The following is a 25,361-nucleotide window of genomic DNA, read 5'->3' on the forward strand; positions in this document are numbered from 1 at the left end:
GAAGGTCCCTTCTGGTGGGGCGGGTCAGGCCTGGGTGGTGGCGCCGGACGACGCCGCCTTGGCGGAGGGGTCGGAGGCCGGGTCGGCAGGCTTGCTGACGACACCGGAGATGTAGCTGAGCGACACGGAGGCCGTGCCGATCTTCAGCAGGGGGTCAGTGCCAGTGAGGTCGACGGACTCGACTTGCCCCTTGACGGTGTTGCCGTTGCCGTCGAGGTAGCTGACGTACTGCCCGACGAACGCGGCCGCGGAACTGCGCTGCTGCAGCGCGAAGCTCTGCTGGGCCATGGTGGTCAGCGAGACGAGCTGTTCCATCGTGGACAGCTGCGTGGTCTGCGCCATGAGCTCGGAGGTGTCCATCGGCGAGCTGGGGTCCTGGTACTTCAGCGACGCGACGAGCAGCTCGAGGAACGCGTCCTTGCCGAGCGTCTGCTCGCCGGAGGCGGACTTCGTGGCAGTGGTGTCGGTGGTTGCGCCGACGTTCGCGAAGAAGTTTGATGCGCCGGAGACGGCGGGGACGGACATGATCGCTCCTTACGCGAAGAGGTCGAGGCCGCCGGGACGGCCCGGGACGGTCGGGGTGGTTGACGACGGCGGAGCCTGGCCCGGGCCGTCGGCCCGGGCGTCTTCGGTCCGGGCTTTATCGGGGGCGGCCTGGCGGCTGTTGAGTCCGCCGCCCTGGTTCGACAGTGCGTCGCCGCCGCGGTCCTGGCCGAGCTGGAGGTTGGCGTTCAGCCCCGTTGCAGCCAGATCGCGGCGCAGGTCGGTCATGACGTGGCGCAGCGCCTCGCGCGAGGCGTCGGTGCCGCCGAACAGCTCGATGCGCACCCCCTCGCCATTGATGTGCGCCACGACGCGCACCGGGCCGAGGTGCTCCGGGTCGACGCGGAGCGTGAGGACGTGGTCGCCGGCCGGCGCGGTGCGCAGCCGGGCGAGGGGACCGGTGAGCTGCTCTGTCAGCGGCACGGGAGTGCTGGGCGTGGTGCTGACTAGTGGCGCAGCGGGAGCTGCCGCCGTGACGGCGGGGGTTTGTGCAATGACGGGCAGCGCCGGGGCCGCTGTGCTGGCCGCCGGGCTCGGGGCCGCGACGGCCGGCGACGGCGCGACGCCCTCGGCGGGCGACGCGGCGGTGACATTCGGGTCGAGCGCCGTCGACGGAAGCGCGCTCGCCGCGGCGGCTCCAGTGGCGGCTGCGGCCGCGGCGGTCGCGGTCGTTGTCCCGAGCGCAGACGACGCGCCCTGGCTACCGGCGAGCGGCGTTCGACCAGCGGCCGGGTCGGTGCTGGCTTCGGATCCCGGGGCATCGGTGCCGGGCGTAGCGCGGGGGTCCGCGGCCGGGACGATGGCGCCCCCGGTGGTGGTGGTGGTGGCATCTCCGACTCCGGCGGCGGGGATGCCGACGGCGGTGGCGTTGGCGGCAGCGGTGGCGCTCGGGGCGGCGACCACGGTGGCCTCCGCGTCGGCGGTGGCGCCAGAGCTGACGGTCGCCGGTGCAGCGGCCGAGTCCGTGACCCCGACAGTCTCTGCCGTGGCGGCGCCTGCGTCCGGGGGGTTGGCGGTAACCGGAGCGACCACGGCCGCGAGGACTGCGCCGCCCATCAAGGCGGCCGTCGCCGGCGCGCCGGTCGCCGCTACCTCCCCGCTCGCAAGACCCGTGCCGTCGAGCACGCCGGAGGGGTGAGCAGAATCGAGAGCAGCGGCGTCGGCCGGGTCGGCGGCGTCGCGGCCGAGGCGCTCCCCCGGCTTCGGGGCCGAACCATCGTTGTTCTGCGCAGGTCCGGGACGCACGGGCGAGGGGACGTCGCGATCGTCGCGCGCTGGCCGCGAGGGCTTGCGCTCGCCACGGCCGGCGCGGTCGGTCTCGGCGGCGAGGGTTGCCGCGAAGGCGTCGTCCGTGCCGGGACGGGCGGCGCGGGCGGGTCCGCCGCCGCTACCCGGAGCCGGGGCGGGCACGGGCGGCATCAGGGCGATGCTCATGACAGTCCTCCGGTGGTGAGCTGCAGCGCTAAGCGGACGGGATCGGACAGACCGAGTGCCACGGCGTCGGACGTGGTCCCGGACATGCCGGGCAGGCCCGTCGTGGCCGTGGCCGGAGGCAGCACCCGACGGATCGTGTTGATGTCGGCGTCGGTCTCGAAGAGCTCGCGGATGGAGACCTTCTCCCCCGGCCGCGGGGCGTGCAGGATCTTGTTGTCGCCGAGGTAGATGCCGATGTGCGCGCCGCCCCGGGTGACGATCAGGTCCCCGGGCTGCGCCTGCGCGAGCGAGGGCACCGCGGTGCCGACCGTCATCTGCGCCCGCGCGGTGCGGGGCACGGAGACTCCGATGTCCGCCAGAGCGCGCTGCACGAGCCCGGAGCAGTCCATGCCGGAGGCGCTCTCGCCGCCCCAGACGTAGGGCACGCCGAGGTACTTCGACGCCGACTCCACCAGCGCGGCGCCGGTCCCAGAGGCCGCCGTCGCGCCCACGCCGGACAGTCCCGCCAGCCCGTTCAGCCCAGAGAACCCGGACGTCCCCGAGAGCCCGGACACGCCAGACAGCCCCAGGCCGCCCAGCACCCCCGACGCACCGGACGTGCCGGCGCCGCCGAGCAAGGCCCCGGCCGCATCGGCGGCCACAGCCGAGCTCAGCGCCGTCGCGAACGCGTCACCCGACGCAGCGGAGCGCGGCGAGCTCACGGCCTCGATGCGCGTCTGGATCTCGGCGATCCGGGACTGGATGGCGGCGATGCCGGTCATGAGTCTTCCTTGCGGCGGGTCGCCCGCTGCGTCGCGAGCTCGTCGAGGGTGTGCTGCTCGGCGCGGCCCTCGGCCTGCCGCTGGGCGGCGAGGTGCCGCTCGGCGAGCTTGTCCAGGGTCTTGGTGCGCGCGCGGGCCTGCGACCACTCCCCCTGCGCCTGACCCTCCTGCGCCTGGGCGACCTCGGCCGCGGCCTGCGCGGCGAGCACGGTCGAGCTCATGGCGGCCCGGGCGGCGACGGCGGCCTGGAAGATCAGCGCGCTGCCGCCGTTGCCGAGGTCGCTGCCGGCGAGCTGGGCGCGGGCGTTCTCGGTGCGCTTTTCGGCACGCTGGCGCTGGGCGGTGCTGCGGGCCAGCTCCGCGGCGGCCTGGTCCTCCTGGAGCCGGCGCAGCCGCCGGAGCCCGGCGAGGCGGAACGCGCTCACGCGGTCACCCCCATCGTCGCGACGAGCCGGGCCAGCTGCTCCCACGACTGCGCGGCGGGCACGATGTCGTCCATGCCCTGGCGCAGGAAGGCGTCGATGGCGGCGGCGTGGTTGACGGCGGCGTCCACGCGCGGGTTCGAGCCGGCCACGTACGCGCCGACGTCGAGGAGGTCCTGCGCCTGGCGGCGGGCGGCCAGCACGGTGCGCAGCGTCGTCGCGAGGCGCCGCTGCTCCGACGAGGTCACCCGGGACGCCACCCGGGAGACGGAGGCGACGGCGTCCACGGACGGGAAGTGGCCCTCGACGGCGAGCTTGCGGTCGAGCACCACGTGCCCGTCCAGGATGGAGCGGGCGGCGTCGGCGATGGGCTCGTTGTGATCGTCGCCATCGACGAGGACGGTGTAGATGCCGGTGACCGAGCCCGTGGTCCCGGTCCCGGCGCGCTCGAGCAGCTGGGCGAGCATCGAGAACGTCGACGGCGGGTAGCCGCGGGTGGCGGGCGGCTCGCCGACGGAGAGCCCGATCTCGCGCTGCGCCATCGCCGCGCGGGTCAGGGAGTCCATCATGAGCACGACGTCGGCGCCGGTGTCGCGGAAGTGCTCCGCGATGCGGGTGGCCGTGAACGCCGAGCGCAGCCGCACCACGGGTGGCTCGTCGGAGGTGGCGACGACGACGACGGACCGGGCCAGCCCCTCGGGGCCCAGGTCGTCCTCGAGGAACTCGCGGACCTCACGGCCGCGCTCCCCCACCAGGGCGATGACGTTCACCTGCGCCTCGGTACCCCGCGCGATCATCGACAGCAGCGAGGACTTGCCCACTCCGGAGCCGGCGAACAGGCCAATGCGCTGCCCGCGCCCGACCGTGACGAGCGTGTCCAGCACCCGTACGCCCAGCTCGAGCGGGGTGTCCACCCGGGCGCGGTCCAGCGCGGAGGGGGCGTGCCCGGCCACCGGCACCTGCTCGGTGGCACCCAGCGGCCCCCGCCCGTCGATGGGCCGGCCCAGGCCGTCGAGCACCCGGCCGAGCAGCCCGGGACCCACCGGCACGGTCAGCGGATGACCGCTCGAGCGCACGGGCGCGCCGATGCGCAGCCCGTCCAGGGGCCCCAGCGGCATGCACTTGGCGACCGCCTTGTCCAGGGCCACGACCTCCGCGCCCACGACGTGCCTGCCCCCGTCGATGCCCACGAGGTCCCCGACGGCGCAGGGCAGGCCCGCGATCTCGACGGAGAGCCCGACCACGGAGCGCACCGTGCCGACCCGCTGCGGGGCGGCGGTGGCGAGGGTGCGGGCCCAGGCGGGCGTGGCGGTGAGCACCTAGCGCACCTCCAGCGCCGCGCGGGCGCGCTCGACGGCGGCGCTGATGCGGGCGTCGAGGTAGCCATCGGTGAGGTCGCTGATGGCGTCGCCGCGGGCGAGGGCGGGGTCGGCCGCGAGCTCGACGCCGGCGGGGATGTCCAGCTCGCCCGGGTGGGCCTCGATGAGGGCGCGGACCTGGGCGTGGTCCTCGGGGCTCAGGCGCACGCGCACGACGTCGGCCTCGCCCTGGACGGTCAGGGCCCGCAGCAGGGCCGCGCGGGCGGACGTCTCGCCGGTGGCAAGCTCGACGCCGAGCACGGCCTGGGCGAGCTCGAGGGCGCCGTGGCGCACCTCGGTCAGGGCGGCGTCGACGACGGGCGCCGTGCGCCGGCGCGCCGCGGACGCGGCCTGGGCCAGCGCGGCCAGGGCGGCCTCGGCCTCCGCGGTGCGGTGCTGCGCGCGGGCGGCCTCGGCCGCCGCGACGCGGGCGGCCTCGGCGGCGGCGGCCTGGGTGGCCGCGCGCATGCCCGACGCCCAGCCCGCGGCGTAGCCGGAGGCGTACCCGTCGGCGCTCGCCGCGGAGACGCTCACGGACTCGACGCTCGCGGGGGTGAAGGTGACCGGGCCCGCCGAGGGGGCTGCGCCGTCGGGCAGGCGCGCCGGCACCGCGGAGAGCGAGGCGGGCGCGGCCAGGACGAACCCGGACCGGGCGGCGTCAGGAGACATAGTCGTCCTCGCCGTCGCGGCGGATGACGATCTGGCCGCTCTCCTCGAGCGTGCGGATGGCGTTGACGATCTGCCCGCGGGCCTCCTGCACCTCGGAGAGGCGGATCGGGCCGGACATCGACATCTCCTCGGCGAGGTTCTCCCGGGCCCGCTCGGACAGGTTGCGCCGCGTCTTGTCCGAGACGGTGGTCGGCGCGCCCTTGAGGGCGACGGCGAGGGTGGCGATGTCGACCTGGCGCAGCACGAGCTGCACCGCGCGGTCATCGAGCAGCACGATGTCCTCGAAGGTGAACATCATGCCGCGCACCTGCTCGGCGAGCTCGGAGTCGAGCTCGCCGAGGCTCTCGATGATCTGCTTCTCGGTGCCGGGGTCGGCGCGGTTGAGGATCTCCACCAGGGGCTGCACGCCGCCGACGGCGGTCATGTCGCCTGGGGTCAGGACGTTGGTGGCCTTGCGCTGGATGTTGTCCGCGACGATGGAGACCACCTCCGGGGACGCCCGCTCCATCAGGGCGATGCGGTGGGCGACGTCGGTGCGCAGCGCCGGCTCCAGCCCGGTGAGGATCGCCGAGGCCCGGTCGGGGCGCAGGTGCGCGAGCACGAGCGCCATGGTCTGGGGGTGCTCGCCGGAGATGAGGGACTGGACCTGGCGGGCGTCGGCGTGCTGGAGGAAGTCGAAGGGCTGCCCCGCCATCAGCGTGCTGAGCCGGTCCATGACGCCGGCGGCCTTGTCGGCGCCGAAGGACGCCTCTAGGAGCCGCTGGGCGTACTCGAGGCCGCCGTGGCCGACGGTCGGCTGGCCGGTGGTGACCTGCCGGTGGAACTCGCGCACCACGGAGTCGGCGGTGGTCGCCGGCACGTCGTCCATGCGGACGATCTCCGCAGTGATCTCCTCGACCTCCTGCTGGCTGAGCTCGGCGAGCACCTTGGCGGCCCGCTCGTGCCCGAGCTGGAGGAGCACGACGGCGGCCTTCTGCGCGCTCGTCAGCGTCCCGGCGGCCACGCTCATCGGCGCACCGCCAGCCACTCGCGCAGCTGCTTCGCGACGGCGCGTGGGTCGTCCGCGGCCAGGTCCGCCAGCTCGGCGCGCACGGCGTCGGCGGCGCTGGTGACCTGGGGCACCGGGGCGGGCGCCGCGGGCAGGAACGCGGTCTCGTCCATGGGCAGCTCCTCGCCGATCTGGGTGGCCTCGAGCAGCTGGAGCTCGCGCAGGTCGATCTCCTCGCGCCGCTCACGCCGCGCCCGGCGCACCGCGATTGCGATGAGCAGCACGACGACGAGCACGACGGCGGCGATGATCCCCTGGCGCAGCAGCGCGGCCTGCCGGTCCGCGGCGGCGGCGTCCTCCGCGGCGGCGAGCGCGGCGGCGGCGGCGTCGGCGGCCGAGGTGTCGAACGCCATGCGGGAGACCTCCACGACGTCCCCGCGGGCGACGTCGATACCCGCGGCGGCGGTGACCATCCGCTCGAGGTCGGGCAGGTTGAGCCCGGCGCCGGCCTGGGCGTCCACGACCACGGAGACCGACTGGCGGGCCACCCCGCCGGGGGCCACGTCCGTCTGCTCGGTCACCTTGTTCACCGAGTTGTTCAGCACCTGGTCCTCCTTGGTGTAGCTGCCGTCGGCGCCGTTGCCGTTGGGGACGGCAATGTTGTCCGGGCCCAGGACCCCGCCCACCGCGGCGCCGCCGCCGGTGTACTCCTCTTTGGAGGTGGACTCCGACAGCGGCGGCGCGCCGTTCGCGGGGGTGAACGTCTCGGTGGTGCGGGCGGTGGAGTCGCGGTCGAACTCGGCCTGGACGCTGACCACGGCGTTGCCCGGTCCCACGACCCGGTCGAGCATGCCCTGGACCTGGGCGGCGACGCCGTCCTCGTAGTCGGTGTCTGAGCCGACCGCGCCGTCGGCCCCGGTGGCCGAGAGGACCTTGCCGTCGGCGTCGATGACGGAGACGCCGCCGGGCTCCATGTCCGGGATGGAGGAGGACACGAGGTTGACCACGGCCTCGACCGCGTTGGTGTCCATCGTCTTGCCCTGCTGCAGCTTGACGAAGACGGACGCGGTGGGCGCGACGGCCCGCTCGACGAAGACGCTCTCCTGGGGCAGGGCGAGGTGCACGGTGGAGGCGGCGACGCCGTCGATCGCCCCGATGGTCTTGGCGAGCTCACCCTCGAGGGCGCGCTGGTAGGTGACCTGCTGCTGGAAGTCGGAGCTGGTCATGCCCATGTTGTCGAGGAGGGAGTACCCGTCCTTGGAGGTGGGCAGGCCGGTGGCGGCGAGCGAGATGCGCAGGTCGTAGAGCTGGTCGGCGGGGACCAGGACGGTGCCGCCGCCCTCGGCGAGCTCGTAGGGCACGCCGTCGGCCTGGAGCTGGTCGACGACGGCGCTGGCGTCCTCCGCCGAGAGGTTGGTGAACACCGGGCTCATCGTCGGCTTGGACGCCCACGAGTACAAAGCGGCCCCGCCCAGGACGAGGACGGCCAGGCCGATGGCGACGAGGGTGCGCTGGGGCAGGGAGAACTGGTCCCAGACTGCTTTGAGGCGGCCGAAGAACCCGCTGACGGCTGCGGGCATCAGGCCTGCATCCGCATGATCTCGTTGAACGCGTCAACGGCCTTGTTGCGCACCGCCGCGGTCAGCTCCAGGGCCACCTGGGCCTCGGTGGCGGCGATCGTGTAGGCGTGGACGTCCTCGAGCTCGCCGGTCACGGCCTGGACGGCGAGGCCGCTGGAGGTGGCCTGGCGGGCGGAGAGGCCCTCGATGGCGCCGGCGAGGGAGGCGCCGAAGGCGGTGCCGCCGTCGCCGGAGCGCTGGCCCGGCTCGAGGGCGTCGGTGAGGTAGCCGGTGGGGGCAACGCCGGAGAGGCCGCCGATGGCGGGGATGGACATCAGCTCTTCCCGATCTGCAGGGCCGCGGTGTAGGTCTCCTTGGCGCGGTCCACCACGGCCGCACTGGCCTGGTAGCCGCGCTGGGCCATGATCAGCTGCGTCATCTGGCTGGCCATGTCGATGTCCGGGTAGCGCACGTAGCCGTCGGCGTCCGCGAGCGGGTTGCTGGGCTCGTGCACGAGGCGGCCCTCGGCGTCGCCGAGCTCGATCCCGGCGACCTCGACGCCGCCCTCGTCGCCGTAGTCCATGGCCTGCGCGACGACGTAGCGGGCCTGGAACACCGGGTCGGTGGTGGCGGAGGCGTTGTTCATGTTGGCGAGGTTGTCGCTGACCGCGTCGAGCCACTTGCGGTGGACGGTCATGCCGGTGCTCGCGATGCCGATCGCGCCGAAGGTGGTCATCAGTTCGTCCTCAGCGCGGTGCGGATGGAGGTGAAGGAGCCGTCGATGGAGCGGGTGGCGACCTGGTAGCGCAGGTTGGTGTCGATGTTCGACAGCGTCTCGGTGTCGAGGTTGACGTTGTTGCCGTCGGTGCGGGTGGGCTCGAGCGAGCGGTCCACGCGGGCGGTGACCGCGCCGCTGCCGCCGGCCACGGCGTCCGCGAGGGCGTCTTCGAAGGAGACCCGGCCGGCGAGGAAGCCGGGGGTCTGGACGTTCGCGATGTTGTCGGCGATGACGCGCTGGCGCAGCGCGAGCGCGTCGAGCGCGCTCTTCATCGCCACCGTGCTCACGGAGTCGAACATGCCGGGTTGGGCCCCATCCAACTAGCGGGTGTGTTCGGCCGGTCCGTGGCCTGCTACGTGAGCGATCCGTGCTCGTCAGTCCTCATCGGCAGGGTGTTGGCGCAGGTGAGAGATCGATGAGGGGGAAATCCCATCGATACTCAACCGTGATTATTGGGGGCTCAGCCGGCCATGTCGACGTAGACGGGGCGGGCGGGACCGTTGGCGCGCATGGCCTGGACGGCGCGCGCGTGCCGCCGGCTCAGGCGGGCGGCCTCGGTGACCTGCCGGGCTACCTCCATCTGACGCGCGAGGAGGGTCTCCGCGCGGGTGCGAAGCTCGGCCGGGAGCGGGCCGAGGTCGGTCGGGGCCTGCCAGGGGGTGGTGCGGGTGGCGAGGTGGTCGGCGTTCAGGCTGGCCTCCGCCTCAGCGACGTCGAGCTCGAGCTCGGTGAGGGCGGCGGCCCAGCGCGCGTGGAAGCCGTTGGTCTCCTCGGGCGACGGCACGGCGTCAGGCGACACCGAGGTCGCCCATCGGCTGGTACCCCGTCGGGGCGCTCGCCACCGCGGCGGCGGCCCGGGCACTGGCTACTGAGCCGCCGGTCGCCGTCGTGGCGTTGGCGGCCTCGTGCCAGGCGTCGCGCAGCGGGATGAGGAGGTCGCGGCAGGCGGTCACGCGCTTGGAGCTGCGGGCGATGTTCGCGCCGACGAGCTCGGAGAGGAGGTAGCCGTAAAGGTCCATGAGTCCCCGGGCGCCGTCCCAGGCATTCAGGTCTAGGCTGCTGCGGAGCTCGTGGATGATGTCCTGCGCGTGGGTGAGCTGGGTGTTGGCATCGGCGCGGTCGTCGGCCTCAAGGGCGGCGATGCCGCGGTCCAAGTCGAGGACGAGCCGGTCATAGAGCATCGTCAGCAGCTTCGCGGGTGACGCGGTGGCGACGGACTCGGTCTTGAAGCGGTTGAGCAGGGCGGCCTGGTTCATGATCTCCCCGGATTACTTGTTCGAGTTCCATGTGGGCAGGCCGGCGAGTTGGCTGGTGAGCCAGTTCGACTGGGACTGCAGGCCGCTGAGGGTGACCTCTAGGGCCGAATAGGTGCGCTGGAGTCCCTCGCGGCGCTGCGCGAGGCGACGGTCCCACTCCTCGATCTGCTTGCCGAGGTCGGAGACCATGCCCTCCTGGGACTTGATCTTGAGGGTTAGCGTGCCGTCGATGGAGTCCGACGAGGACTTGGCCAGGTCCGCAACGCGCTGCGCGATGGCCATGGCCATCTGCTGGGTGCCGTCGGGGTCCGCGGCCATGGCCTTGTCGAACGCGGCCTGGTCGAAGGTGATGGCGCCGGAGCGGTCCAGCATAATGCCGATCTCCGACGGCGACCGGCCGCTGACGGGCATCGACGCCGCCGAGCGGACGCTGTCCGCCAGGAATCGGATGGCGGAGTCGCCGGAGAAGAGGCCGCCGGAGACCACACTGCGCCCGTCACTGCCGGTCGATGTCGTCGCCGCGGTGCGAGAGGTGATCTCGGACAGGACCACCGAGACCGAGCCGACGACGTCGGAGACGAGCTTGCGCATGCTGTCGTTGTCCGGGGTGACCGTGAGGACCGCGGGTGCGTCCGCCGGTGTCTTGGCGGCCACGCTGACCGTCACGCCAGGGAGAACGTCGGCGAAGGTGTTGGTCGCACTCGACAGAGTGAGCGGAATCGCGGCGCCGCTGGTGGGCCACAGGGTGATCTTGGCATCCGCGGCTTTCACGAGAGGCTTTGTCGCACCCGTTGTCGCGGCACTGTCGACGAGGCGCGCGCCTGCCGTGCCCATCCCGGCGTACACCTCGAATGCGTTTGCCTCTCCGGTCACACCCGAGAGCTGAAGCCGGTACTCGGGTTCGGCGCCGCCCACAGCGTTGCCAACCCGGACCGCGACAGCGCTGATGCCGAGCTCAGCAGCCTTGTTGATGAGCTCGGCCATTTCGGGGGCACTGTTCCCCTTGGCCTCCAGCGTCTTGACGACTCCGCCGCGGACGACCGTGAGGACCGGGGGTGTCCCCGCTTGGGCGAGATCGACCATAGCGACCTGCCCCTTCGCGAGATTATCGACGCTGAACTCAAGCGTTGACACCGTCGCGCCGGCGGATACCCTCGCGGTCACCGCGGTCGATGACGAGGCGACCTTGTGGCCGTCCCAGGACTCCACTTTTGTTGCCTTTGCGGCGTTGGTGGCGAGCGAGGCAACCTTCGTATTGAGCGCCTGAAGTGCGGTGACGAGGATCGAGGCGTTGGCCGACTTGTTCTTTAGCAGTGTCTGCGGAGCAGACTCGATCTGCATGAGGTTGTTGATCAGCGCTGTGGTGTCCAGCCCGCTGACCAGCCCGTCGATGCCAATGCTTGACATCTCGTCCGCCTTCCGTGGGTCATGTGCCGGTACGGCCGGCGGTGAGCGAGTCCCGCTCACCGCCGGCCGCGGTCATTCTGGTTGCTGGGCTCAGCCAGCGAGAATCACTGAAGGAGCTGGAGCACGCCCTGGGGGATCTGGTTCGCCTGCGCGAGCATCGCGGTGCCGGCCTGGGACAGGATCTGCGAACGGGTGAAATTCGTCATCTCCTGAGCCATGTCGGTGTCGCGGATGCGGGACTCCGAGGCGGACAGGTTCTCGATCGAGACGTTGATGTTCTTGACCGTGTGCTCGAGCCGGTTCTGGTAGGCGCCGAGGTCTGCGCGGGCGGTCGAGATCTTCCCGATCTGCGCATCGATCATCTTGATCGACGCCTGGGCGTTAATTGCGCTGTCGAACTTGAGGCCGCCGGTAACGGCGGCACCCGCCACACCCGCGGCGAGTCCAGTGCCACCGGGGGTCGTGTTGTCAGCGGTAGCGAGGGTACGGCCGTCGAGCGCGGTCACAACGATGTCCGTGCCAGCACCGTTTGCGTCCTTCTTGACGGAAACCGAGAAGTGCTCCGCAAACGCCGCATCCTTGCGGAGCGCGTCCGCAAGACCCTCGACACTGGTGAAGGCGCCCGGAGCACCGAGGTTGCCAGTTGTAACTGTCGTCTTCTCACCACCGCCATTGGTAGTGAATGAGAAGGCGCCGCCCACCGCCGCGATGCTCGCGACCGCAAAGGTGGTGCCAGAGGTGGTCAGGTCCCCGCCTGTGAGGGTGTTAGCCACCGCCTTGACATTCGCGGCTCCGAGGTTGACGGCGATCTGACTGTTGGTGTCGCCATCGGCTCCGACCTGAAACTTCAAGGTGCCAGCCGTACCGTCCAGCAGCTTAGTGCCGTTGAAGTTAGTGGACTGCCCGATACGGTCGAGCTCAGCGACGAGGTTGTCAGACTCGGTCTTGATGTTGGTGCGTGCCGCGGGGTTGTTCGAGTCGTTGGCCGCCTGAACACCGAGGTCGCGCAGACGCTGCAGGATCGAGTGCACCTCGGTGAGCGCACCCTCAGCGGTTTGGACGACAGAGATACCATCCTGGGCGTTGCGGGCAGCGACCTTGAGGCCACCGACCTGCGAGCGCAGGCCCTCAGATATGGCCAGACCGGCGGCATCGTCCGCGGCCCGGTTGATGCGGAACCCGCTGGACAGCTTCTCCAGCGACTTGCCGAGGTCGTTCTGGGTGTTGGAGAGGTTGCGGTACGCGTTGGTCGCCGCAATGTTCTGGTTGATCGAGAGACCCATGGTGTCTTCTTCTTCCTGAAGGCTGATCGAGAAACCGCCCTTCCGTGGGCAGTCACCCGTTACATCGGCCGTAGACCTTCAGGTGTGAGGAATTGGAGGAAGACTCTCTCAGACCGCTTCCAACTCCACTGATGTGCGGGCTGTAGCTACCTGGGTTGCCGAGGTGCGGGAGATGGTGCCGGTGGCGCGCTCGGCGACCGCCGCGTAGTACGCCTGCCGTCGGCGCTCGGCAACTCCAGGAACCGGGGGTGCCATCGGCACCAGCTCAGGGTCGAGCGAAGTATTGATGGCGTCCTTTAGCATCGACAGCGCCTGCGTGCGCAGCTGGCTGATCCGCGACTGGGTCACGCCCATCTCGGCGGCCAGATCGACCACCGGCCGGTCGCGGAAGAAGAGCTCCTCGACAACATGGCGCAGCCGCTCGGGCAGCTCGACTACCGCGGCTGTGAGGTAGTGCAGTTTTTCGCCGACGAGCAGGCGCTCCTCTGGGCCAAGGCCGGAGGCCGACAGGTTTTCCGCGGCGGCGGCGCCATCACCGTCGATGCTGAGGACGCGCCGCTCGACATCACCCTGGGTGGCCTCGACCTCGGCGACGTCGACCCCCATGGCTTCGGCAAGCTCCTCGCGGGAAGGCTTGCGCCCCAGTGCTGCGGTGAGCTGGTCGCTGAGCTCGGTGAGCTGGCGCGCGCGATGACGGGCCCCGCGGGACGCCCAGTCCATCCCCCGCAGCTCGTCCACGATGGCGCCGCGCACCCGGACTGTGGCATAACGCCCAAAAGGCACGCCAAGGTCGGGATTGAACGCCCGAGCGGCCTGGACCAGCGCGAGCGACCCGGCGGCCGCGAGCTCGTCGCGCTGGACGTGTGCGGGGACGCGTCGGATCATCTCGGATACGTGGTACCCGACGAGGGGCAAGTTTTGGACGATGAGCTCGTCCTGCTCGCGGCGACCGATCACGGGCCTGTCTCCAGTCGGGACATCCCTATCTCGGCAGACCGAGATCAGGACGGTGTACGGGGAAGTTGATAAATAACAGATAGAACACGTTCATCAACAAGCGATGAACACTCTGTCGTCAGGAATTCCGCCGCCCACCGGGTGCGTCATTCTTAGACAACCGGACGGTCTCACACCGCAATGTCGGGAGCAAGCATTTCCGAAGGTGGTGTGATCGACGTCACAGCGCAAACTTCTAAGACCGCGTCAGAGACGCTTCAGCAAGCGGCCAAGGCGCCCCCGGAGCGTGAAGCACAGCCACGATGTCCTCACACAACGCCCGCCGCGGCCGATCGTGAGGTCGACCGGCAAGTTGGCGATCGACAACGGAGGTGGGACATGCCCCTCAAGGACCTGTCAGATGTCCTCTGGCGCGAGCGCGAACTCCTCGAGCAGCTCCTGTTCAAGCTCGAGGTCGAGCAGCTCCTCCTGGTCAGCGGGCGCACCAAGCGTCTCCCGCTGGCCACCCGGGAGGTCGAAGAGGTTCTTGAGCTCATCCGTGAGGCCGAGCTGGGCCGCGCCGTCGAGGTCGACTACGCCGCCACCACGCTGGGCCTGCCCGAGGGCGTCAGCCTGCTGCAGCTTGCCCAGGCCGCGCCGGCCCCGTGGGACGGCATCCTGCTCGAGCACCGCACCAACTTCATCCGGTTGACGGCCGAGGTCTCGGACATCGCCCACAGCAACAGGGACCTGCTGGCGTCGTCGCACCGGGCCACGCAGGAGACCCTGATGGGTCTGCAGCTCAGCGTGCAGACCTATTCCCCCACCGGCGCCGCTACGCCCGCCTCGGTCGGCGCCCAACTGTTCGACGAGAAGTTCTGAGGATTCATTGATGAGTACCTTCTCCGGCCTCAATGGGGCGCTGACGTCGCTCGTCGCCCAGCGCCAGGCGCTCGAGATCGCCGGGCAAAACATCGCCAACGTCAACACCCCCGGTTACACCCGTCAGCGGGCGAACCTGCAGTCGATAGAGGGCTCGGCGGCGCCCTCTATGAACAGCACTGCCGGAGCCGGTCTGAACGGCGGCGTCAACGTCACCTCCTTCGATCGGCTCGGCGACATCTTCCTCGAGGCTCGGACACGCCAGGAGACCTCCTCGGCTGCTTACCTCGATGCCATCGCCGAGGCCTATTCGCTCCTGGAGTCTGGCATCGCCGAACCCGGCGAGAAGGGCCTTTCGGCTCAGCTCGACACCTTCTTCACGTCCTGGGAGGACGTCGGCAACCGCCCGGACGACCCGGCCGCCCGCGCCGTGCTGCTGGAGAACGCCAGTGCCCTGGTGGCCCGAATTGCGACCGGCTATCGCGCCGTGGAGTCCCAGTGGGAGGCCACACGCACACAGGCCGACGCGCTGAAGACAGAGGTCAACACCACCGCCGATGCCGTCGCCGACCTTAACGGCCGGATCCGCACCATCACCGTCTCGGGTGGCAGCCCCAACGCGTTGATCGACCAGCGCAACCAGCTCCTCACCAGCCTCGCATCGCTCATCGGTGGCGAGGCGCGGGCGCGCGAGGACGGCACGGTCGACCTCATGGTCGGCGGCAACGCGCTGGTGCGCGGCGACAAGGCCAATCATGTGGAGGTCGAGGGCGCAAGCACGCTGAGCGCGCTCGGGACACCCCCGGGGGCCACGGATCCGGTTGTGCTGACGTGGAAGGGGTCCGGCAATACGGTCGGTGCCACAGGCGGGCGTCTGGCTGGTTTGCTAGCCGTCCTCGCGCCGTCGAACGGTTCAGGCACAGGCGGCCCGCTTGCCGAGATGGCAAGCAAGTACAACGCGCTCGTCACCAACAACGGCGTTCCCTCAACGGGCCTGGTAGACGTTGTCAACGCGGCTCACCAAGGCGGCTATTTGCCAGACGGCACCACGGGCGGCCCATTCTTCACCGCGCCGCCCTACTCCGGAGCCGCCGCCCTCTCCGTCAAGGTGGAAGTGCCGAACATCACCGGAGTCGCCACGGTCGGGAAGGACGCAGCCGGCATCGGGCCCCTGGGTCCGATGGACGGCTCGAACGCAGAGAAGATATCGCGCCTGGCCGGTGGGGTCGGCGCACTCTGGTCCCGGACCGTCGTCGACCTCGGTGTCCAGACCCGTACGGCCACCCAGCGTGCGGCCAGCGCCGAGTCCACCCGGTCGGTCGCCGAGGGCCTCCTGCTGTCGCAGACCGGCGTCAACCTCGATGAGGAGACGGTAAACCTCATGGCGAGCCAGCGCGCCTACGAGGCGGCCGCCCGGGTGATCACGACAGTGGACGAAATGCTCGACACGCTCATCAACCGCACCGGCGTGGTGGGGAGGTAGCCATGATCGGACGCGTCACACAGCAGGGGCTGCAGCAGGCCTCGCTGAAGAACCTGCAGAGCAACCTGTCGAGGATGTCGCAGCTGCAGTCCCAGCTCTCCTCGGGCAAGGGCATCACCAAGGCGTCGGACGACCCGGCCGGCATGGTCGACGCCATGCGCATCCGTTCGGACCAGCGCGCCACCGCGCAGCACGCGCGCAACGCTTCGGACGGTGTCGGCTGGCTCAGCACCGTGGACACCGCGCTGCAGAACTCGACCGCACTCCTGCGCCAAGCTCGCGACCTTACGGTGCAGGGCGCCAACAGCGGCGCGCTCAGCCAGTCCGCCCGTGACGCATTGGCGGCGGAGATCCGGGCCACCGGTGAGGCGATTCGGGAGCAGGCGAACTCCAAGTACCTAGGCCGGTCCGTCTTCGCGGGAACCTCCAATGCCACCGTAGCCTTCGACGGCCCTGGCGCTTCGCCTGGTACCGGCTACGGATTTAATGGCAATAGCGGCACGGTGAACCGCCGGATCTCCGATGCCACCACCGTGCGCGTCGACTCGAACGGCGCGGCTGTCTTCGGCACGGAGCAGTGGCCGGCAAGCGGATCTGCCGCTCCCGACGTCTCCGTGTTCGCTCTGCTTGAGAAGATCGCGACGGACCTCGAGGCAGGGACTTCAAACGTCAGCACTCATCTCAACGACATCGACATCCGCATGAACAAGATGCTCGGCGAAATCGCCACCTCCGGCACCCGCTACAAGCAGGTCCTCGAGGCCCAGGACACCATCGAGGGTCGCGCACTCACCTTGAAGACCCAGCTGACCGCCGTCGAGGACGTCGACCTCGCCGAGACGATCGTCGAGCTCCAGATGCAGGAGGTGGCCTACCAGTCGGCGCTCAGCGCCACGTCCCGGGCGCTGCAGCCGAGTCTCCTAGACTTCCTGCGATGAGCACCGCCCCGAACGACGCCCCCGCGCAGACCACCACTGACGACGGCGCGACCGTCCTGACGTTCCTCGAGCCGCCGCCAGGACTGGGGCACCTCGACCGCTTCGCGCTCAAGCCACTCGACGAGTCCGGGCAGCTCTTCACGCTGCGCAGCGTCGACGCCCCGGAGACGCGGCTGTTCCTGCTGGACCCGGAGCCTTTCTTCCCGGATTACCGCCCTCGCATCGGCGCCGAGACCTTCCAACGCCTCGGCGTGGACGGTGGCGAGGCGACCGTGCTCGTAGTCGTCCGCCCCGGCACGGAGGGCTCGCCGCACACGGCGAACCTGCTCGCACCCGTCGTCATCAACGCGGCCACGGGCACGGCCGTGCAGACCGTGCTCGACGGCGACGAGTGGCCGCTACGCGCACCGCTGACCGCCGCCTGAGCGTCGTCGCCTGATACCGCGCCTCAGCCGGCCGCGTCCGGCCCCAGCTCCGGCGCCTGCCGGATCCCGAACCGCTCCCCCAGCGCGCGCCGGGCCGCGAACCAGCCGCTCATCCCGTGCACGCCCGGCCCGGGCGGGGTGGACTCCGAGCACAGGTACACCCCGGGCACCCCGCCGTCGTACTCGTTCCACGCCACCCGGGGGCGGGCGACCATCCGGAACATCGTGATCGCGCCCGCGGCGATGTCCCCGCCGATGTAGTTGGCGTTGTGCTTGGACATCTGCGCCGCCGGGATGCACTGGGAGGCCACGACGACGTCGCGGAAACCCGGCGCGAACCTCTCGATCTGCGCGATGACGGTCTCCGTGATGTCCAGGGTGGACCCGGCGGGCACGTGCGCGTACGTCCACAGCGGCCGCCGCCCGCCCACCTCGCGGCCAGGGTCCGTCACGGTCGGGTCGGACACGAGCATCGCCGGGTGCTCGGCGTGCCGGCCGCTCGCCACGGTCGCCTCCGCGGCCGCCATCTCCGCGCGCGTGCCGCCCACGTGGACGGTGCCTGCCGCGCCCACCCGCCCGTCCGCCCAGGGCACCGGCCCGGAGAGCACGAAGTCGACCTTCGCGGCCGCGTTGCCGTACCGGAACCGCTCGAACGCAGCCCGCACGCCGGGCCGCATCCGCTCCCCCCAGATCTCGACCAGCGCCCGGGGTGTGGTGTCGAACAGGTACGCCCGGGCCCGGGGCAGCTCGCGCCAGGACGTCACCTGCGCCCCGGTGCGCAGCTCGCCGCCGTGGGCGCGGATGTCCGCGACGAGGGCGTCGGTGATGGCCTGGCTGCCGCCGACGGGCAGCGGCCAGCCGTGGGAGTGCGCCAGCGTCCCCAGCAGCAGCGCGGTGCCCGCCGTCGCGAGGGAGGGCATGGTGGTAACGGCGTGCATCGCGATGCCGGTGAGGAGCGCGGGGGCGACGTCGCCCGTGAAGCGGAGATTCCACGCCCGCGTGCCCTGCTCGAGCATCGCGGCGCCGAACGCGGCCGCGCCCAGCAGCCCCTTCGGGCTGAACACCTCCCTCGGGACCGAGCGGTGGTCGCCAAGGCCCAGGGCGACCACGGCGTCGGCGCCGGCCACCAGCGGGTTCATGAGGCGGCGCCAGGCGGCCCCGTCCGCGCCCAGGCCGGCCGCGGTCTTCTCGAGGTCGGGGTAGGCCAGGCCGGCCGGGCGACCCTCGAGCGGCTGGGCGTAGGAGACCTCGGGGACGCGCAGCTCCACCCCGCGCGCCGGCAGGTCGAAGGCGCTCAGGAAGGGGCTGGCGAAGCCGAGGGGGTGGACGGCGGAGCAGACGTCGTGCAGGAGGCCCGGGGCGAGGCCGAGCTCGAGGCTCCGGGCGCCCCCGCCGAGGGTGGGCTGCCCCTCGAGGACGAGGACGCCCAGCCCGGCCCGCGCGAGCGTGACGGCGGCGGCCAGGCCGTTGGGCCCGGCGCCGACGACGACAGCGTCGTGCTGCTCCCGCGCACCCGTCACCGCATCAGTGTGACCTAGTTGTAGTCGCCGCGGACCACGATCGCGATGTCGCTGTTCGCGGTCGCGCTGGCGGACTCGACGATGTTCGAGATGCCCAGGACCTTGGCCACCTGCTGCGCCGTCGCCTTGAGCTCGGCGTTGTTGTAGTACAGCGTGGTCGAGGCCGGGGCGGCGGAGCGGTAGTCGGCGGCGGCGCCGCCGCTGAAGCCCTCGCTGCTCAGCTCGGCGACGAGGTCGCCGGCGAGGCCGTTGATGCCGGCGCCGTTAAGGACGGCGATCTGGGCGGAGTACTTCACCGCGGGGGTGGGCTCCTCCTTCGTCGGCTCCTCGGTCGGCTCCGCGGTCGCCTCGGGAGTCGGGCTCGGCTCCGGGGTGGGCTCCGCCGTCGGGGTCTCGGGGGCCGCCTCGGCGGTCTCGGCGGCGGCCGGGGACGGCTCTGTGGTGGCGGTGGCGGACGCGGTGGGTGCGGCGTCGCCGGTGTTGCCCAGGAGCGTGATCGCGCCCCAGGCCAGGAGCGGGGCGAGGACGACGACGGCGACGATGGGGGCCAGCGCGTGCCACAGCGGGCGCGGGCTGCGGTGCACGCCCTGGGGGTTGCGGTCCCGGCCGGCGCGGTCGAACTCGTCCTCGGGAAAGTCCTCGTGGCTGTGCGTACTCACGGGGTGCAGGGTATCCGTTCAGCCGCGCGCGGGCCGACTCCGACCCGGCCGAGGCGGCGCATTCGTGCCGTGCGCGAGTGGTTTGTCCTGTGAACCGTCCGGTGGGGCTACAGGCCGGAGCCGAGGCGCCGCGAGGAGCGCTCGCGCTGGCGGGCGTCGCGCATGCGGCGCAGGCGCTTGACCAGCATGGGGTCGGCCGCGAGGGCGGCCTCGTTGTCGAGGAGGTGGTTGAGGACCTGGTAGTAGCGCGTGGCGCTCATGTCGAACAGCTCACGGATCGCCGTCTCCTTCGCGCCGGCGTACTTCCACCACTGGCGCTCGAAGGAGAGGATCTGGGCCTCGGTCTCGCTCAGCCCCGCGGGAGCTGCGGCGTCGGCGGACGTGGCTGCGTCGTCGGCGTTCACGTGCGCTGAAGCCATCTCTGATCCTCCGGTCCGGCGGGCCTGCCTGTGGGGTGAGCCTCCCTATGCTAGGTGGCCCGCGGGGGGCGTGTCATGCCGTCCGGCGTGGCGCGCATGGGCGTGGCGCGCGGGGCCTGGGCGCAGCGTGCGGGTGCCCTGATCTGCGGTGATGCCGTCGGGGCCGACGTGACGCCATCCTGATCAGGGACGACGGCGGCGGTCGCGAGGCGGCCCGACACCCCCAGCGCCGGGGCTGCTCCGGCGCCCCGCGATGCCGTCTGGCCGGCGTCCGGCGTGGCCTGCCGGCTCGAGTTCGGCATGGCCCTCGCCCCCCCCCTTTCGACGTCGCCCGCTGACCGCCGTCGGCGTGCCCACTGGTCACCGTCGGCGTGGGGACGACGGCCCCGCCCGGGCGTGGTTACCCTCGCCGGGTGAGCGCCACTCCCCTCGCCGCCGTCCCGCCGCTGTCCGAGCTCGTCGACCCGGGCTGGGCCGCCGCCCTGGCACCCGTGGAGCCGCAGATCCACGCGATGGGCGCCTTCCTGCGCGGGGAGATCGCCGCCGGCCGCGGCTACCTGCCGGCCGGCAACGACGTGCTGCGCGCCTTCACCTACCCGCTGGACGCGGTGCGGGTGCTCATCGTGGGCCAGGACCCCTACCCCACGCCCGGGCACCCGATGGGCCTGTCGTTCTCCGTCCAGCCGGACGTGCGCCCGGTCCCCCGCTCGCTGCAGAACATCTACCAGGAGCTGCACGACGACCTCGGCCTGCCCATCCCCACCACGGGCGACCTGACCCCGTGGGCGCGGCACGGTGTCCTGCTCCTCAACCGGGTGCTCACGGTCCGCCCGGGCGACGCCGGATCCCACCGCCGCCAGGGCTGGGAGGCGATCACCGAGCACGCCATCCGGGCGCTGGTCGCCCGCGACGCCCCGCTGGTGGCGATCCTGTGGGGCCGTGACGCCGGCACGCTCCAGCCCATGCTCGGCGCGACGCCGGTGATCGCCTCGGCGCACCCGAGCCCGTTGTCGGCCCGGCGTGGCTTCTTCGGCTCGCGGCCCTTCTCTCGGGCGAACGCGCTGCTGGCCGAGCTCGGCGCCGAGCCGGTGGACTGGTCGCTGGACTGATCCGCACCGCGGCTGTAGGCGCCCTTTACCTGCCCGCGCCGCCGGGCGCCTCGGGGCGGGAAGGTCGTTCGCGGACCGCGAGTTCCCTGGCCCCGGCGGCGTGATCCGGGCATGATCGAGGTTGTGGACGGCGTCACACCGAGACGCCGTCCCGGTGCCCCACGAAGGACCGAGGAGAAGTCGATCATGAGCACGCGCGCACCCGGCTGGAGACCAGACCTGGTCCGAAACGCCCTCATCCACCGCGGTCTCGTGCAGCCCGAAGGCGTCAACGCCACGGAGCGCGCGCGTGTGCGCGACGTCCTCGGGGGCGGCATCGCCAGCAACGCCCCCCGCACCGACGAGGAGCGCTGGGGCCGGGACGCCGAGCTGGTCGGCGCCGGGCCCGACGACGACGAGCTCTTCCAGGACGACTCCGGCCAGGACGACGGCAAGATGGCCTGACTTGGTCCCGGCCAGCACGCCGCGTGGCTGCGGTCCGTGTGGACCACCATGGAGCCGCCTGTCGGAATCGAACCGACGACCATCCGCTTACAAGGCGGAAGCTCTGCCAACTGAGCTAAGGCGGCGAGGCCGGGGATGAGTCTGCCATGAAACCGGGACGGGACTCATCCCGCGGCCACGGACCGGCCCGGCGTCGCCGCCCGGCCGGCCCGTCGGCGTCAGGCCGCGGCGACCGCCTTGGCGAGGGCGCCCTTCTCGCTCCAGCCCTCGAAGTCCTTGCCGTTGATCAGGACCGTCGGGGTGCCGCGGTACCCGTCCTTGGCGAACTGCTCGAGCGACGCCTTCGCCCAGTCCTTGAAGGTGCCGGCGGTGAACGTGTCGGCGACGGCCTGGGGCACGCCGGCCTGGACGGCGGCCGCGGCGATCTGCTCGCCGGTCGGGTTGGGGTCCGTCGCGTTGGCGTAGAGGGCGAACAGGGCCTTCTGGAACGCGTTGTACGCCTCGGGCGCCTTGTCGGCGACGGTCGCGGCGGCGTTGACCGCGCGGCCGGAGAAGCCGGAGAGGTCACCGGACTGGTCGAGCAGCGGGATCGGGTGGTACACGACCGTGGCCTTGCCGGTGCTGACGAGCTCGTCGACGTCGGCGCCGTTGATCTTCTCGAAGTCCGCGCAGTGGGGGCACGTGTAGTCGAGGTAGACGTCGATCGTCGGCGCCCCCTTGTTGGCGGTGCCCGCCACGAGGCTCGAGCCGAGCGAAATGCCGCCGTCGGCCATGGAGCTGTTGGCGGGCACGTCGGAGACCTGTTCGATGGCGCTCTGGCCGGCCTTCTCGTTGCCGGCGGAGACGATCGAGTACACCGCGACGGCGACGATCGCGATCAGCGCGACGATGCCGATGATGATGAGGTTGCGGTTGCGCTTCTCCCGCTTGGCCTGGGCCTCGCGCAGCACGCGGGCCTGCTCCCGGGCCGCCTCGCGCTTCTCAGCCTTGGACATGTTCGACGAGCTGCTGGGCATGGTGGGTTCCTGTCCTTCGTGGGGTGGTCGGGGCGGCGCGTCGGTCCCGGCCTGGCCTGCGGGACGACGCATCCGGAGGGCACGACGTCGGCGCTTCAGCCGACGGCGCCCAGCAGCACGGGCGGGCCGCGCCGGTGCGGCCGCTGATCCTGGATCCGCCGCGCGGGTGCCGGGCGCGCGTCGGCGACGCCGAGACGCGGCTGCGGCGTCAGGGACACCGGCGCGCCCGGTGCGATGCGGGCCACGAGGTGCCGCGCGGCGGCGGCGATCACGGCGTGTGCGGCTCCGACGAGCGCGGCGGTGCCGCCGAGCAGCACGAGCTGGGCGAGCATGACCGGGACGGCCACCGCGACGACCAGCGTGATCGCCTGACCGGCGGCGCCGACGGCGAGAGTGCCGTCCGGGCAGGCCTCGTCGGGGCGCAGCACCGCGAGCCGCAGCCCGGCCTGCGCCCAGGCCCCCGGCGCGGGCACGCAGGCGTGGATCGTGGCCAGGCCGCTGAGGAGGGCGAGGAGCATGGGGGCGAGGACCAGCACGGCCAGGGCGGCCGGGGCGGTCACGGCGGCGAGGGCGGCCGGGCGCCGCCACTTGTCCCGTCGCATGCTCACCGCACCAGCGTACGGCGCCCGCGCCCGCGCCATCTGGGACGAGACGCGAGCATGGCGGGCGCGCGGGACGACTCAGGCCACGAACGGCAGCGCGGGGACCGGCAGCGGCGCCCAGTTGGGCTCGGGTGTGCCGCCGAGCACCGTCTGCGCCGCCATGACCGCGACGACGGCGAGCACGAGCACCACCAGCAGCGTGCGGAAACCCCGGGTCGGGGTGAGGACCGCGATCATGGCGCGGGCGCCCTCTCGGGACGCCGCGCTCGTCGGCATCAACCACGCGATGAGAAGAGCGATCAGTCCCGCCCCCCACAGGACGACCTGCTCGGTGAGCCGCGGGTCCGCCGCCCCGGACCCCGCCCACCAGACCGCCGCCCACCAGGCCGCCGCCCCGAAGGCCCCACCGATGAGCACGCCGAGCAGGGAGCTGAAGATGCCGTGCAGCAGGTGCAACGGGAGCGCGACGAGCATGCGGGCGTCGTCGCCCTTGCGCGGGCCGCGGCGCAGGCGTGAGGTCCGCCGGGTGCGCCCGGCCCAGCCGGTGGTGGCGGTCAGCACGAGAAGCCCCACGGCGACCAGCACGAAGAGGCCCGGCAGGGGCGCCGCGAGCGCGCTGACGCCGAGCCCGACGGTGCCGACCACAAGCGTGCGTCGCCGCGGCTGGATAGCCCACGCCGGGGCGCGTTCGGGGGCGCCCGGGTAGCCGCCGTCCTGCGGGTAGCCGCCTGGCGGATAGGCGCCCTGCGGGGTCGGCGGATAGCCGCCTCGGTCATAGCCCTGCAGGCCGGTGCCGTCCTGCGGATACTGGCCGCCCGGGGCATTCCCGCCCGCCTGTGGGTATCCGACCTGACCGGGGTATGCCTGGGCCCCGGGAGGCGACTGCCAGGAACCTGCGCCGTCGTAAGGCTGGACGGCGGTGGCGCCGCGAGCGTCGCCGGGGAGGTATGTCGGAGGGGGCGGGGACGGCGTGGCCGCGTCGGAGCCGTAGGACGCGTCGTCCGGCCTCGCGAGCGGGATGGCGCGGGTGGCCGACTCGTCCCGTGTGGCCGACTCGCGCGGCAGCGCGCGGGCCGACTTCTGCGGCAGGACGCTGGTCGCCGGGTCCTGGGGCAGCGCCCGCGTCCCGGGCCCCTCGGGCAGCGCCCGTGTGCCCGACGTCGGCAGCACGCTGGTCGCCGGGTCTGCGGGCAGCCCCTGCGTCGCCGGGTCCTGGGGCAGCGCCCGCGTCCCGGGGCCCTCGGGCAGCGCCTGTGTGCCCGACGTCGGCAGCACGCGCGTGCCGTCGTCGAACGGCGAGGTGGCCGCGTCCCCGTGCGCTCGGCCAGCAGCGCCCGCCCCGACCGCAGGCATCGCCTCGGTGCCGACCCCGCCGTCGCCCTGTGCGGCGCCATCGGCGATGGTGGCCGCGCCGCCCAGGGCCGCGGCGCCGTCCCACCGGGCGGTGACGTCCCCATCGGCGTCGCTCTCACCCGCGGGATGTTCGAGGGCCCAGGCCCCCGCCGCGCCCGCGGCGACGACGCCCGCCGCGAGCGCCCCGGCGCCTTCCCCGTCACCGGACCCCACGCCAACTCCGCCGTCGAGCACGCCGGAGCCGCCCTCCCCCGTCGCGCTCAGCACCTGGGTGAGCTTCGCGTCGCCCCACTGCCCGTCGAGCACCGCGAGCACCGCGTCCGGGCCGAGCCGGTTCCGGGGCACCGGGTCCAGCGCCGCGCGCAGCGCCCGGCCGACCACGGGCTCGAGGCCCACAGTGTCGGCCTGGCCGGTGGCCACCCGGGCGAGGACCGCGCCCGTCGGGCCGCGACCGAACGGCGGCCGCCCGGTCGCGGCGAAGACCAGCACTGCGGACCAGCCCCACCAGTCGCACACGGGGCTCGGCTCGGCGCCGGCGATGACCTCCGGGTCGAGGTAGCCGGGCGTCCCCGTCACCAGGCCGGTCTGGGTGAGGCGCGCGTCGTCGGCGACCTGCGCGATCCCGAAGTCGATGACCACCGGGCCGTGGTCGCTCATCATGACGTTGCCCGGCTTGAGGTCGCGGTGGACCACCCCGACGGCGTGGATGGCGCGCAGGGAGTCGGCCAGGCCGTGCGCGAGCGTGGCGAGCTCCTCGGGAGCGAACGGGCCGTCCGCGGCGACGTCGTCCTCGAGGGTCGGGCCGTCGATCAGCTCGGTGACGACGAAGGCCTCGGCGTCCTCCACCTCGGCGTCCAGGACACGGGCGACCCCGTCGCCGCGCACCCGGTGCAGCAACGACACCTCCCGGGCCAGGCGCCGGCGGGCGGTGGGATCCATCCCGATGTGCGGGTGCAGCAGCTTGAGGGCGACGTGGTGGCCGTCGCCGTCGACCGCCTCGTGCACCGTGCCCATCCCGCCGGACCCGAGGGTGCGCAGGAGACGGTAGCCGCCCACCTCGCGCTGGGAGTCTCCGGCAGTCATGCTCACAACCTACCTAGCGAACCTTGACGTGCTA

General features: G+C 72.3%; 28 protein-coding genes and 1 tRNA gene. 6 read left to right on the forward strand and 23 right to left on the reverse strand.

Annotated features, from left to right (window positions below; all coding sequences use genetic code 11):
- Positions 1-24: 24 nt before the first annotated feature.
- The 16 genes from EJK16_RS03675 to EJK16_RS03750 all read right to left on the reverse strand — a co-directional run bounded on the left by EJK16_RS03675 (position 25) and on the right by EJK16_RS03750 (position 13,415).
- Complete coding sequence (locus EJK16_RS03675) at positions 25-525, reverse strand: flagellar hook capping FlgD N-terminal domain-containing protein (protein WP_127126466.1); 501 nt, start codon at positions 523-525, stop codon at positions 25-27.
- Between the two features lie 9 nt (positions 526-534).
- Positions 535-1,977, reverse strand: coding sequence for a flagellar hook-length control protein FliK (locus EJK16_RS03680; RefSeq protein ID WP_127126468.1), 1,443 nt, complete (start codon positions 1,975-1,977; stop codon positions 535-537).
- A complete protein-coding gene (locus EJK16_RS03685) occupies positions 1,974-2,738 on the reverse strand; it encodes a C40 family peptidase (RefSeq protein WP_127126470.1) in 765 nt (254 codons plus the stop codon). Before EJK16_RS03685 ends, EJK16_RS03680 begins: the two co-directional genes overlap by 4 nt.
- Positions 2,735-3,163: a flagellar FliJ family protein gene (locus EJK16_RS03690; RefSeq protein WP_164737188.1), complete on the reverse strand. Its 429-nt coding sequence runs from the start codon at positions 3,161-3,163 to the stop codon at positions 2,735-2,737. Before EJK16_RS03690 ends, EJK16_RS03685 begins: the two co-directional genes overlap by 4 nt.
- On the reverse strand, positions 3,160-4,479 hold the full coding sequence (locus tag EJK16_RS03695) for a FliI/YscN family ATPase (RefSeq protein WP_127126474.1): 1,320 nt from the start codon (positions 4,477-4,479) through the stop codon (positions 3,160-3,162). Before EJK16_RS03695 ends, EJK16_RS03690 begins: the two co-directional genes overlap by 4 nt.
- The gene (locus EJK16_RS03700; protein WP_127126476.1) at positions 4,480-5,187 is read right to left on the reverse strand and encodes a FliH/SctL family protein; all 708 of its coding nucleotides are present in this window, start codon (positions 5,185-5,187) and stop codon (positions 4,480-4,482) included. It abuts the gene before it with no gap.
- Positions 5,177-6,196 (reverse strand): flagellar motor switch protein FliG, encoded by a 1,020-nt coding sequence (gene fliG, locus EJK16_RS03705; protein WP_127126478.1) that lies wholly within the window; start codon positions 6,194-6,196, stop codon positions 5,177-5,179. The genes EJK16_RS03700 and fliG overlap by 11 nt, the downstream gene beginning before the upstream one ends.
- Positions 6,193-7,755, reverse strand: a complete 1,563-nt coding sequence (gene fliF, locus EJK16_RS03710; protein ID WP_127126480.1) for a flagellar basal-body MS-ring/collar protein FliF — start codon at positions 7,753-7,755, stop codon at positions 6,193-6,195. Before fliF ends, fliG begins: the two co-directional genes overlap by 4 nt.
- Positions 7,755-8,069, reverse strand: a complete 315-nt coding sequence (gene fliE, locus EJK16_RS03715) for a flagellar hook-basal body complex protein FliE (RefSeq protein ID WP_127126482.1) — start codon at positions 8,067-8,069, stop codon at positions 7,755-7,757. Before fliE ends, fliF begins: the two co-directional genes overlap by 1 nt.
- Complete coding sequence (locus EJK16_RS03720; protein ID WP_127126484.1) at positions 8,069-8,470, reverse strand: flagellar basal body rod protein FlgC; 402 nt, start codon at positions 8,468-8,470, stop codon at positions 8,069-8,071. Before EJK16_RS03720 ends, fliE begins: the two co-directional genes overlap by 1 nt.
- Entirely contained in the window at positions 8,470-8,811 is a 342-nt protein-coding gene (locus EJK16_RS03725) for a flagellar basal body protein (protein WP_127126486.1), read from the reverse strand. Before EJK16_RS03725 ends, EJK16_RS03720 begins: the two co-directional genes overlap by 1 nt.
- A gap of 161 nt (positions 8,812-8,972) precedes the next feature.
- On the reverse strand, positions 8,973-9,296 hold the full coding sequence (locus EJK16_RS03730) for a hypothetical protein (protein WP_127126568.1): 324 nt from the start codon (positions 9,294-9,296) through the stop codon (positions 8,973-8,975).
- A 4-nt stretch (positions 9,297-9,300) separates the two neighbouring features.
- Positions 9,301-9,768: a flagellar export chaperone FliS gene (fliS, locus tag EJK16_RS03735; protein WP_127126488.1), complete on the reverse strand. Its 468-nt coding sequence runs from the start codon at positions 9,766-9,768 to the stop codon at positions 9,301-9,303.
- A 12-nt stretch (positions 9,769-9,780) separates the two neighbouring features.
- The gene (gene fliD, locus EJK16_RS03740) at positions 9,781-11,175 is read right to left on the reverse strand and encodes a flagellar filament capping protein FliD (protein ID WP_127126489.1); all 1,395 of its coding nucleotides are present in this window, start codon (positions 11,173-11,175) and stop codon (positions 9,781-9,783) included.
- Positions 11,176-11,279: 104 nt separating this feature from the next.
- Positions 11,280-12,458, reverse strand: a complete 1,179-nt coding sequence (locus EJK16_RS03745) for a flagellin (RefSeq protein WP_127126491.1) — start codon at positions 12,456-12,458, stop codon at positions 11,280-11,282.
- A 108-nt stretch (positions 12,459-12,566) separates the two neighbouring features.
- Complete coding sequence (locus EJK16_RS03750) at positions 12,567-13,415, reverse strand: sigma-70 family RNA polymerase sigma factor (RefSeq protein WP_127126493.1); 849 nt, start codon at positions 13,413-13,415, stop codon at positions 12,567-12,569.
- A 378-nt stretch (positions 13,416-13,793) separates the two neighbouring features.
- Here EJK16_RS03750 and EJK16_RS03755 point away from each other — a divergent pair, with 378 nt between their 5' ends.
- Genes EJK16_RS03755 through EJK16_RS03770 form a run of 4 tightly spaced genes read left to right on the forward strand, consistent with a single transcriptional unit; the run spans position 13,794 to position 17,122 of the window.
- The gene (locus EJK16_RS03755; protein WP_127126495.1) at positions 13,794-14,276 is read left to right on the forward strand and encodes a flagellar protein FlgN; all 483 of its coding nucleotides are present in this window, start codon (positions 13,794-13,796) and stop codon (positions 14,274-14,276) included.
- Between the two features lie 10 nt (positions 14,277-14,286).
- Complete coding sequence (gene flgK / locus EJK16_RS03760; RefSeq protein ID WP_127126497.1) at positions 14,287-15,759, forward strand: flagellar hook-associated protein FlgK; 1,473 nt, start codon at positions 14,287-14,289, stop codon at positions 15,757-15,759.
- A 2-nt stretch (positions 15,760-15,761) separates the two neighbouring features.
- Complete coding sequence (flgL, locus tag EJK16_RS03765) at positions 15,762-16,697, forward strand: flagellar hook-associated protein FlgL (RefSeq protein ID WP_127126499.1); 936 nt, start codon at positions 15,762-15,764, stop codon at positions 16,695-16,697.
- Positions 16,694-17,122, forward strand: a complete 429-nt coding sequence (locus EJK16_RS03770; RefSeq protein ID WP_127126501.1) for a flagellar assembly protein FliW — start codon at positions 16,694-16,696, stop codon at positions 17,120-17,122. Before flgL ends, EJK16_RS03770 begins: the two co-directional genes overlap by 4 nt.
- A 23-nt stretch (positions 17,123-17,145) precedes the next feature.
- Here the strand turns inward: EJK16_RS03770 and EJK16_RS03775 are convergent, their stop codons facing one another.
- The 3 genes from EJK16_RS03775 to EJK16_RS03785 form a co-directional block, all read right to left on the reverse strand.
- Positions 17,146-18,642, reverse strand: coding sequence for an NAD(P)/FAD-dependent oxidoreductase (locus tag EJK16_RS03775; protein WP_127126503.1), 1,497 nt, complete (start codon positions 18,640-18,642; stop codon positions 17,146-17,148).
- 14 nt (positions 18,643-18,656) lie between these two features.
- Entirely contained in the window at positions 18,657-19,301 is a 645-nt protein-coding gene (locus EJK16_RS03780; RefSeq protein ID WP_127126505.1) for a LytR C-terminal domain-containing protein, read from the reverse strand.
- A gap of 107 nt (positions 19,302-19,408) precedes the next feature.
- Positions 19,409-19,720 carry a DUF3263 domain-containing protein gene (locus tag EJK16_RS03785; protein WP_127126507.1) on the reverse strand — a complete coding sequence of 104 codons (312 nt, stop codon included), beginning with the start codon at positions 19,718-19,720 and terminating at the stop codon, positions 19,409-19,411.
- A gap of 413 nt (positions 19,721-20,133) precedes the next feature.
- Here EJK16_RS03785 and EJK16_RS03790 point away from each other — a divergent pair, with 413 nt between their 5' ends.
- Positions 20,134-20,829, forward strand: coding sequence for a uracil-DNA glycosylase (locus tag EJK16_RS03790; RefSeq protein ID WP_127126509.1), 696 nt, complete (start codon positions 20,134-20,136; stop codon positions 20,827-20,829).
- 186 nt (positions 20,830-21,015) lie between these two features.
- On the forward strand, positions 21,016-21,273 hold the full coding sequence (locus EJK16_RS03795; RefSeq protein ID WP_127126511.1) for a hypothetical protein: 258 nt from the start codon (positions 21,016-21,018) through the stop codon (positions 21,271-21,273).
- Between the two features lie 49 nt (positions 21,274-21,322).
- Here EJK16_RS03795 and EJK16_RS03800 read toward each other — a convergent pair.
- The 4 genes from EJK16_RS03800 to EJK16_RS03815 form a co-directional block, all read right to left on the reverse strand.
- Positions 21,323-21,398, reverse strand: a tRNA-Thr gene (locus EJK16_RS03800).
- A gap of 93 nt (positions 21,399-21,491) precedes the next feature.
- Positions 21,492-22,289 (reverse strand): thioredoxin domain-containing protein, encoded by a 798-nt coding sequence (locus tag EJK16_RS03805; protein WP_127126513.1) that lies wholly within the window; start codon positions 22,287-22,289, stop codon positions 21,492-21,494.
- 95 nt (positions 22,290-22,384) lie between these two features.
- Complete coding sequence (locus EJK16_RS03810) at positions 22,385-22,897, reverse strand: hypothetical protein (RefSeq protein WP_127126515.1); 513 nt, start codon at positions 22,895-22,897, stop codon at positions 22,385-22,387.
- Between the two features lie 72 nt (positions 22,898-22,969).
- A complete protein-coding gene (locus EJK16_RS03815; RefSeq protein ID WP_127126517.1) occupies positions 22,970-25,327 on the reverse strand; it encodes a serine/threonine-protein kinase in 2,358 nt (785 codons plus the stop codon).
- Positions 25,328-25,361 lie beyond the last annotated feature (34 nt).

It is taken from the genome of Georgenia sp. SYP-B2076 (genome assembly GCF_003991205.1).
GTDB lineage: Bacteria > Actinomycetota > Actinomycetes > Actinomycetales > Actinomycetaceae > Georgenia.

Excerpts from the sequence above, each read along its gene's own strand:
- fliG (WP_127126478.1), bottom strand. The coding sequence starts at position 6,196 with ATGAGCGTGGCCGCCGGGACGCTGACGAGCGCGCAGAAGGCCGCCGTC.
- EJK16_RS03755 (WP_127126495.1), top strand. The coding sequence starts at position 13,794 with ATGCCCCTCAAGGACCTGTCAGATGTCCTCTGGCGCGAGCGCGAACTC.
- EJK16_RS03795 (WP_127126511.1), top strand. The coding sequence starts at position 21,016 with ATGAGCACGCGCGCACCCGGCTGGAGACCAGACCTGGTCCGAAACGCC.
- EJK16_RS03745 (WP_127126491.1), bottom strand. The coding sequence starts at position 12,458 with ATGGGTCTCTCGATCAACCAGAACATTGCGGCGACCAACGCGTACCGC.
- EJK16_RS03785 (WP_127126507.1), bottom strand. The coding sequence starts at position 19,720 with ATGGCTTCAGCGCACGTGAACGCCGACGACGCAGCCACGTCCGCCGAC.
- EJK16_RS03815 (WP_127126517.1), bottom strand. The coding sequence starts at position 25,327 with ATGACTGCCGGAGACTCCCAGCGCGAGGTGGGCGGCTACCGTCTCCTG.
- EJK16_RS03720 (WP_127126484.1), bottom strand. The coding sequence starts at position 8,470 with ATGACCACCTTCGGCGCGATCGGCATCGCGAGCACCGGCATGACCGTC.
- fliE (WP_127126482.1), bottom strand. The coding sequence starts at position 8,069 with ATGTCCATCCCCGCCATCGGCGGCCTCTCCGGCGTTGCCCCCACCGGC.
- EJK16_RS03700 (WP_127126476.1), bottom strand. The coding sequence starts at position 5,187 with ATGTCTCCTGACGCCGCCCGGTCCGGGTTCGTCCTGGCCGCGCCCGCC.
- flgL (WP_127126499.1), top strand. The coding sequence starts at position 15,762 with ATGATCGGACGCGTCACACAGCAGGGGCTGCAGCAGGCCTCGCTGAAG.
- fliF (WP_127126480.1), bottom strand. The coding sequence starts at position 7,755 with ATGCCCGCAGCCGTCAGCGGGTTCTTCGGCCGCCTCAAAGCAGTCTGG.
- EJK16_RS03770 (WP_127126501.1), top strand. The coding sequence starts at position 16,694 with ATGAGCACCGCCCCGAACGACGCCCCCGCGCAGACCACCACTGACGAC.
- fliS (WP_127126488.1), bottom strand. The coding sequence starts at position 9,768 with ATGAACCAGGCCGCCCTGCTCAACCGCTTCAAGACCGAGTCCGTCGCC.
- EJK16_RS03675 (WP_127126466.1), bottom strand. The coding sequence starts at position 525 with ATGTCCGTCCCCGCCGTCTCCGGCGCATCAAACTTCTTCGCGAACGTC.
- EJK16_RS03685 (WP_127126470.1), bottom strand. The coding sequence starts at position 2,738 with ATGACCGGCATCGCCGCCATCCAGTCCCGGATCGCCGAGATCCAGACG.
- flgK (WP_127126497.1), top strand. The coding sequence starts at position 14,287 with ATGAGTACCTTCTCCGGCCTCAATGGGGCGCTGACGTCGCTCGTCGCC.
- EJK16_RS03725 (WP_127126486.1), bottom strand. The coding sequence starts at position 8,811 with ATGTTCGACTCCGTGAGCACGGTGGCGATGAAGAGCGCGCTCGACGCG.
- EJK16_RS03680 (WP_127126468.1), bottom strand. The coding sequence starts at position 1,977 with ATGAGCATCGCCCTGATGCCGCCCGTGCCCGCCCCGGCTCCGGGTAGC.
- fliD (WP_127126489.1), bottom strand. The coding sequence starts at position 11,175 with ATGTCAAGCATTGGCATCGACGGGCTGGTCAGCGGGCTGGACACCACA.
- EJK16_RS03805 (WP_127126513.1), bottom strand. The coding sequence starts at position 22,289 with ATGCCCAGCAGCTCGTCGAACATGTCCAAGGCTGAGAAGCGCGAGGCG.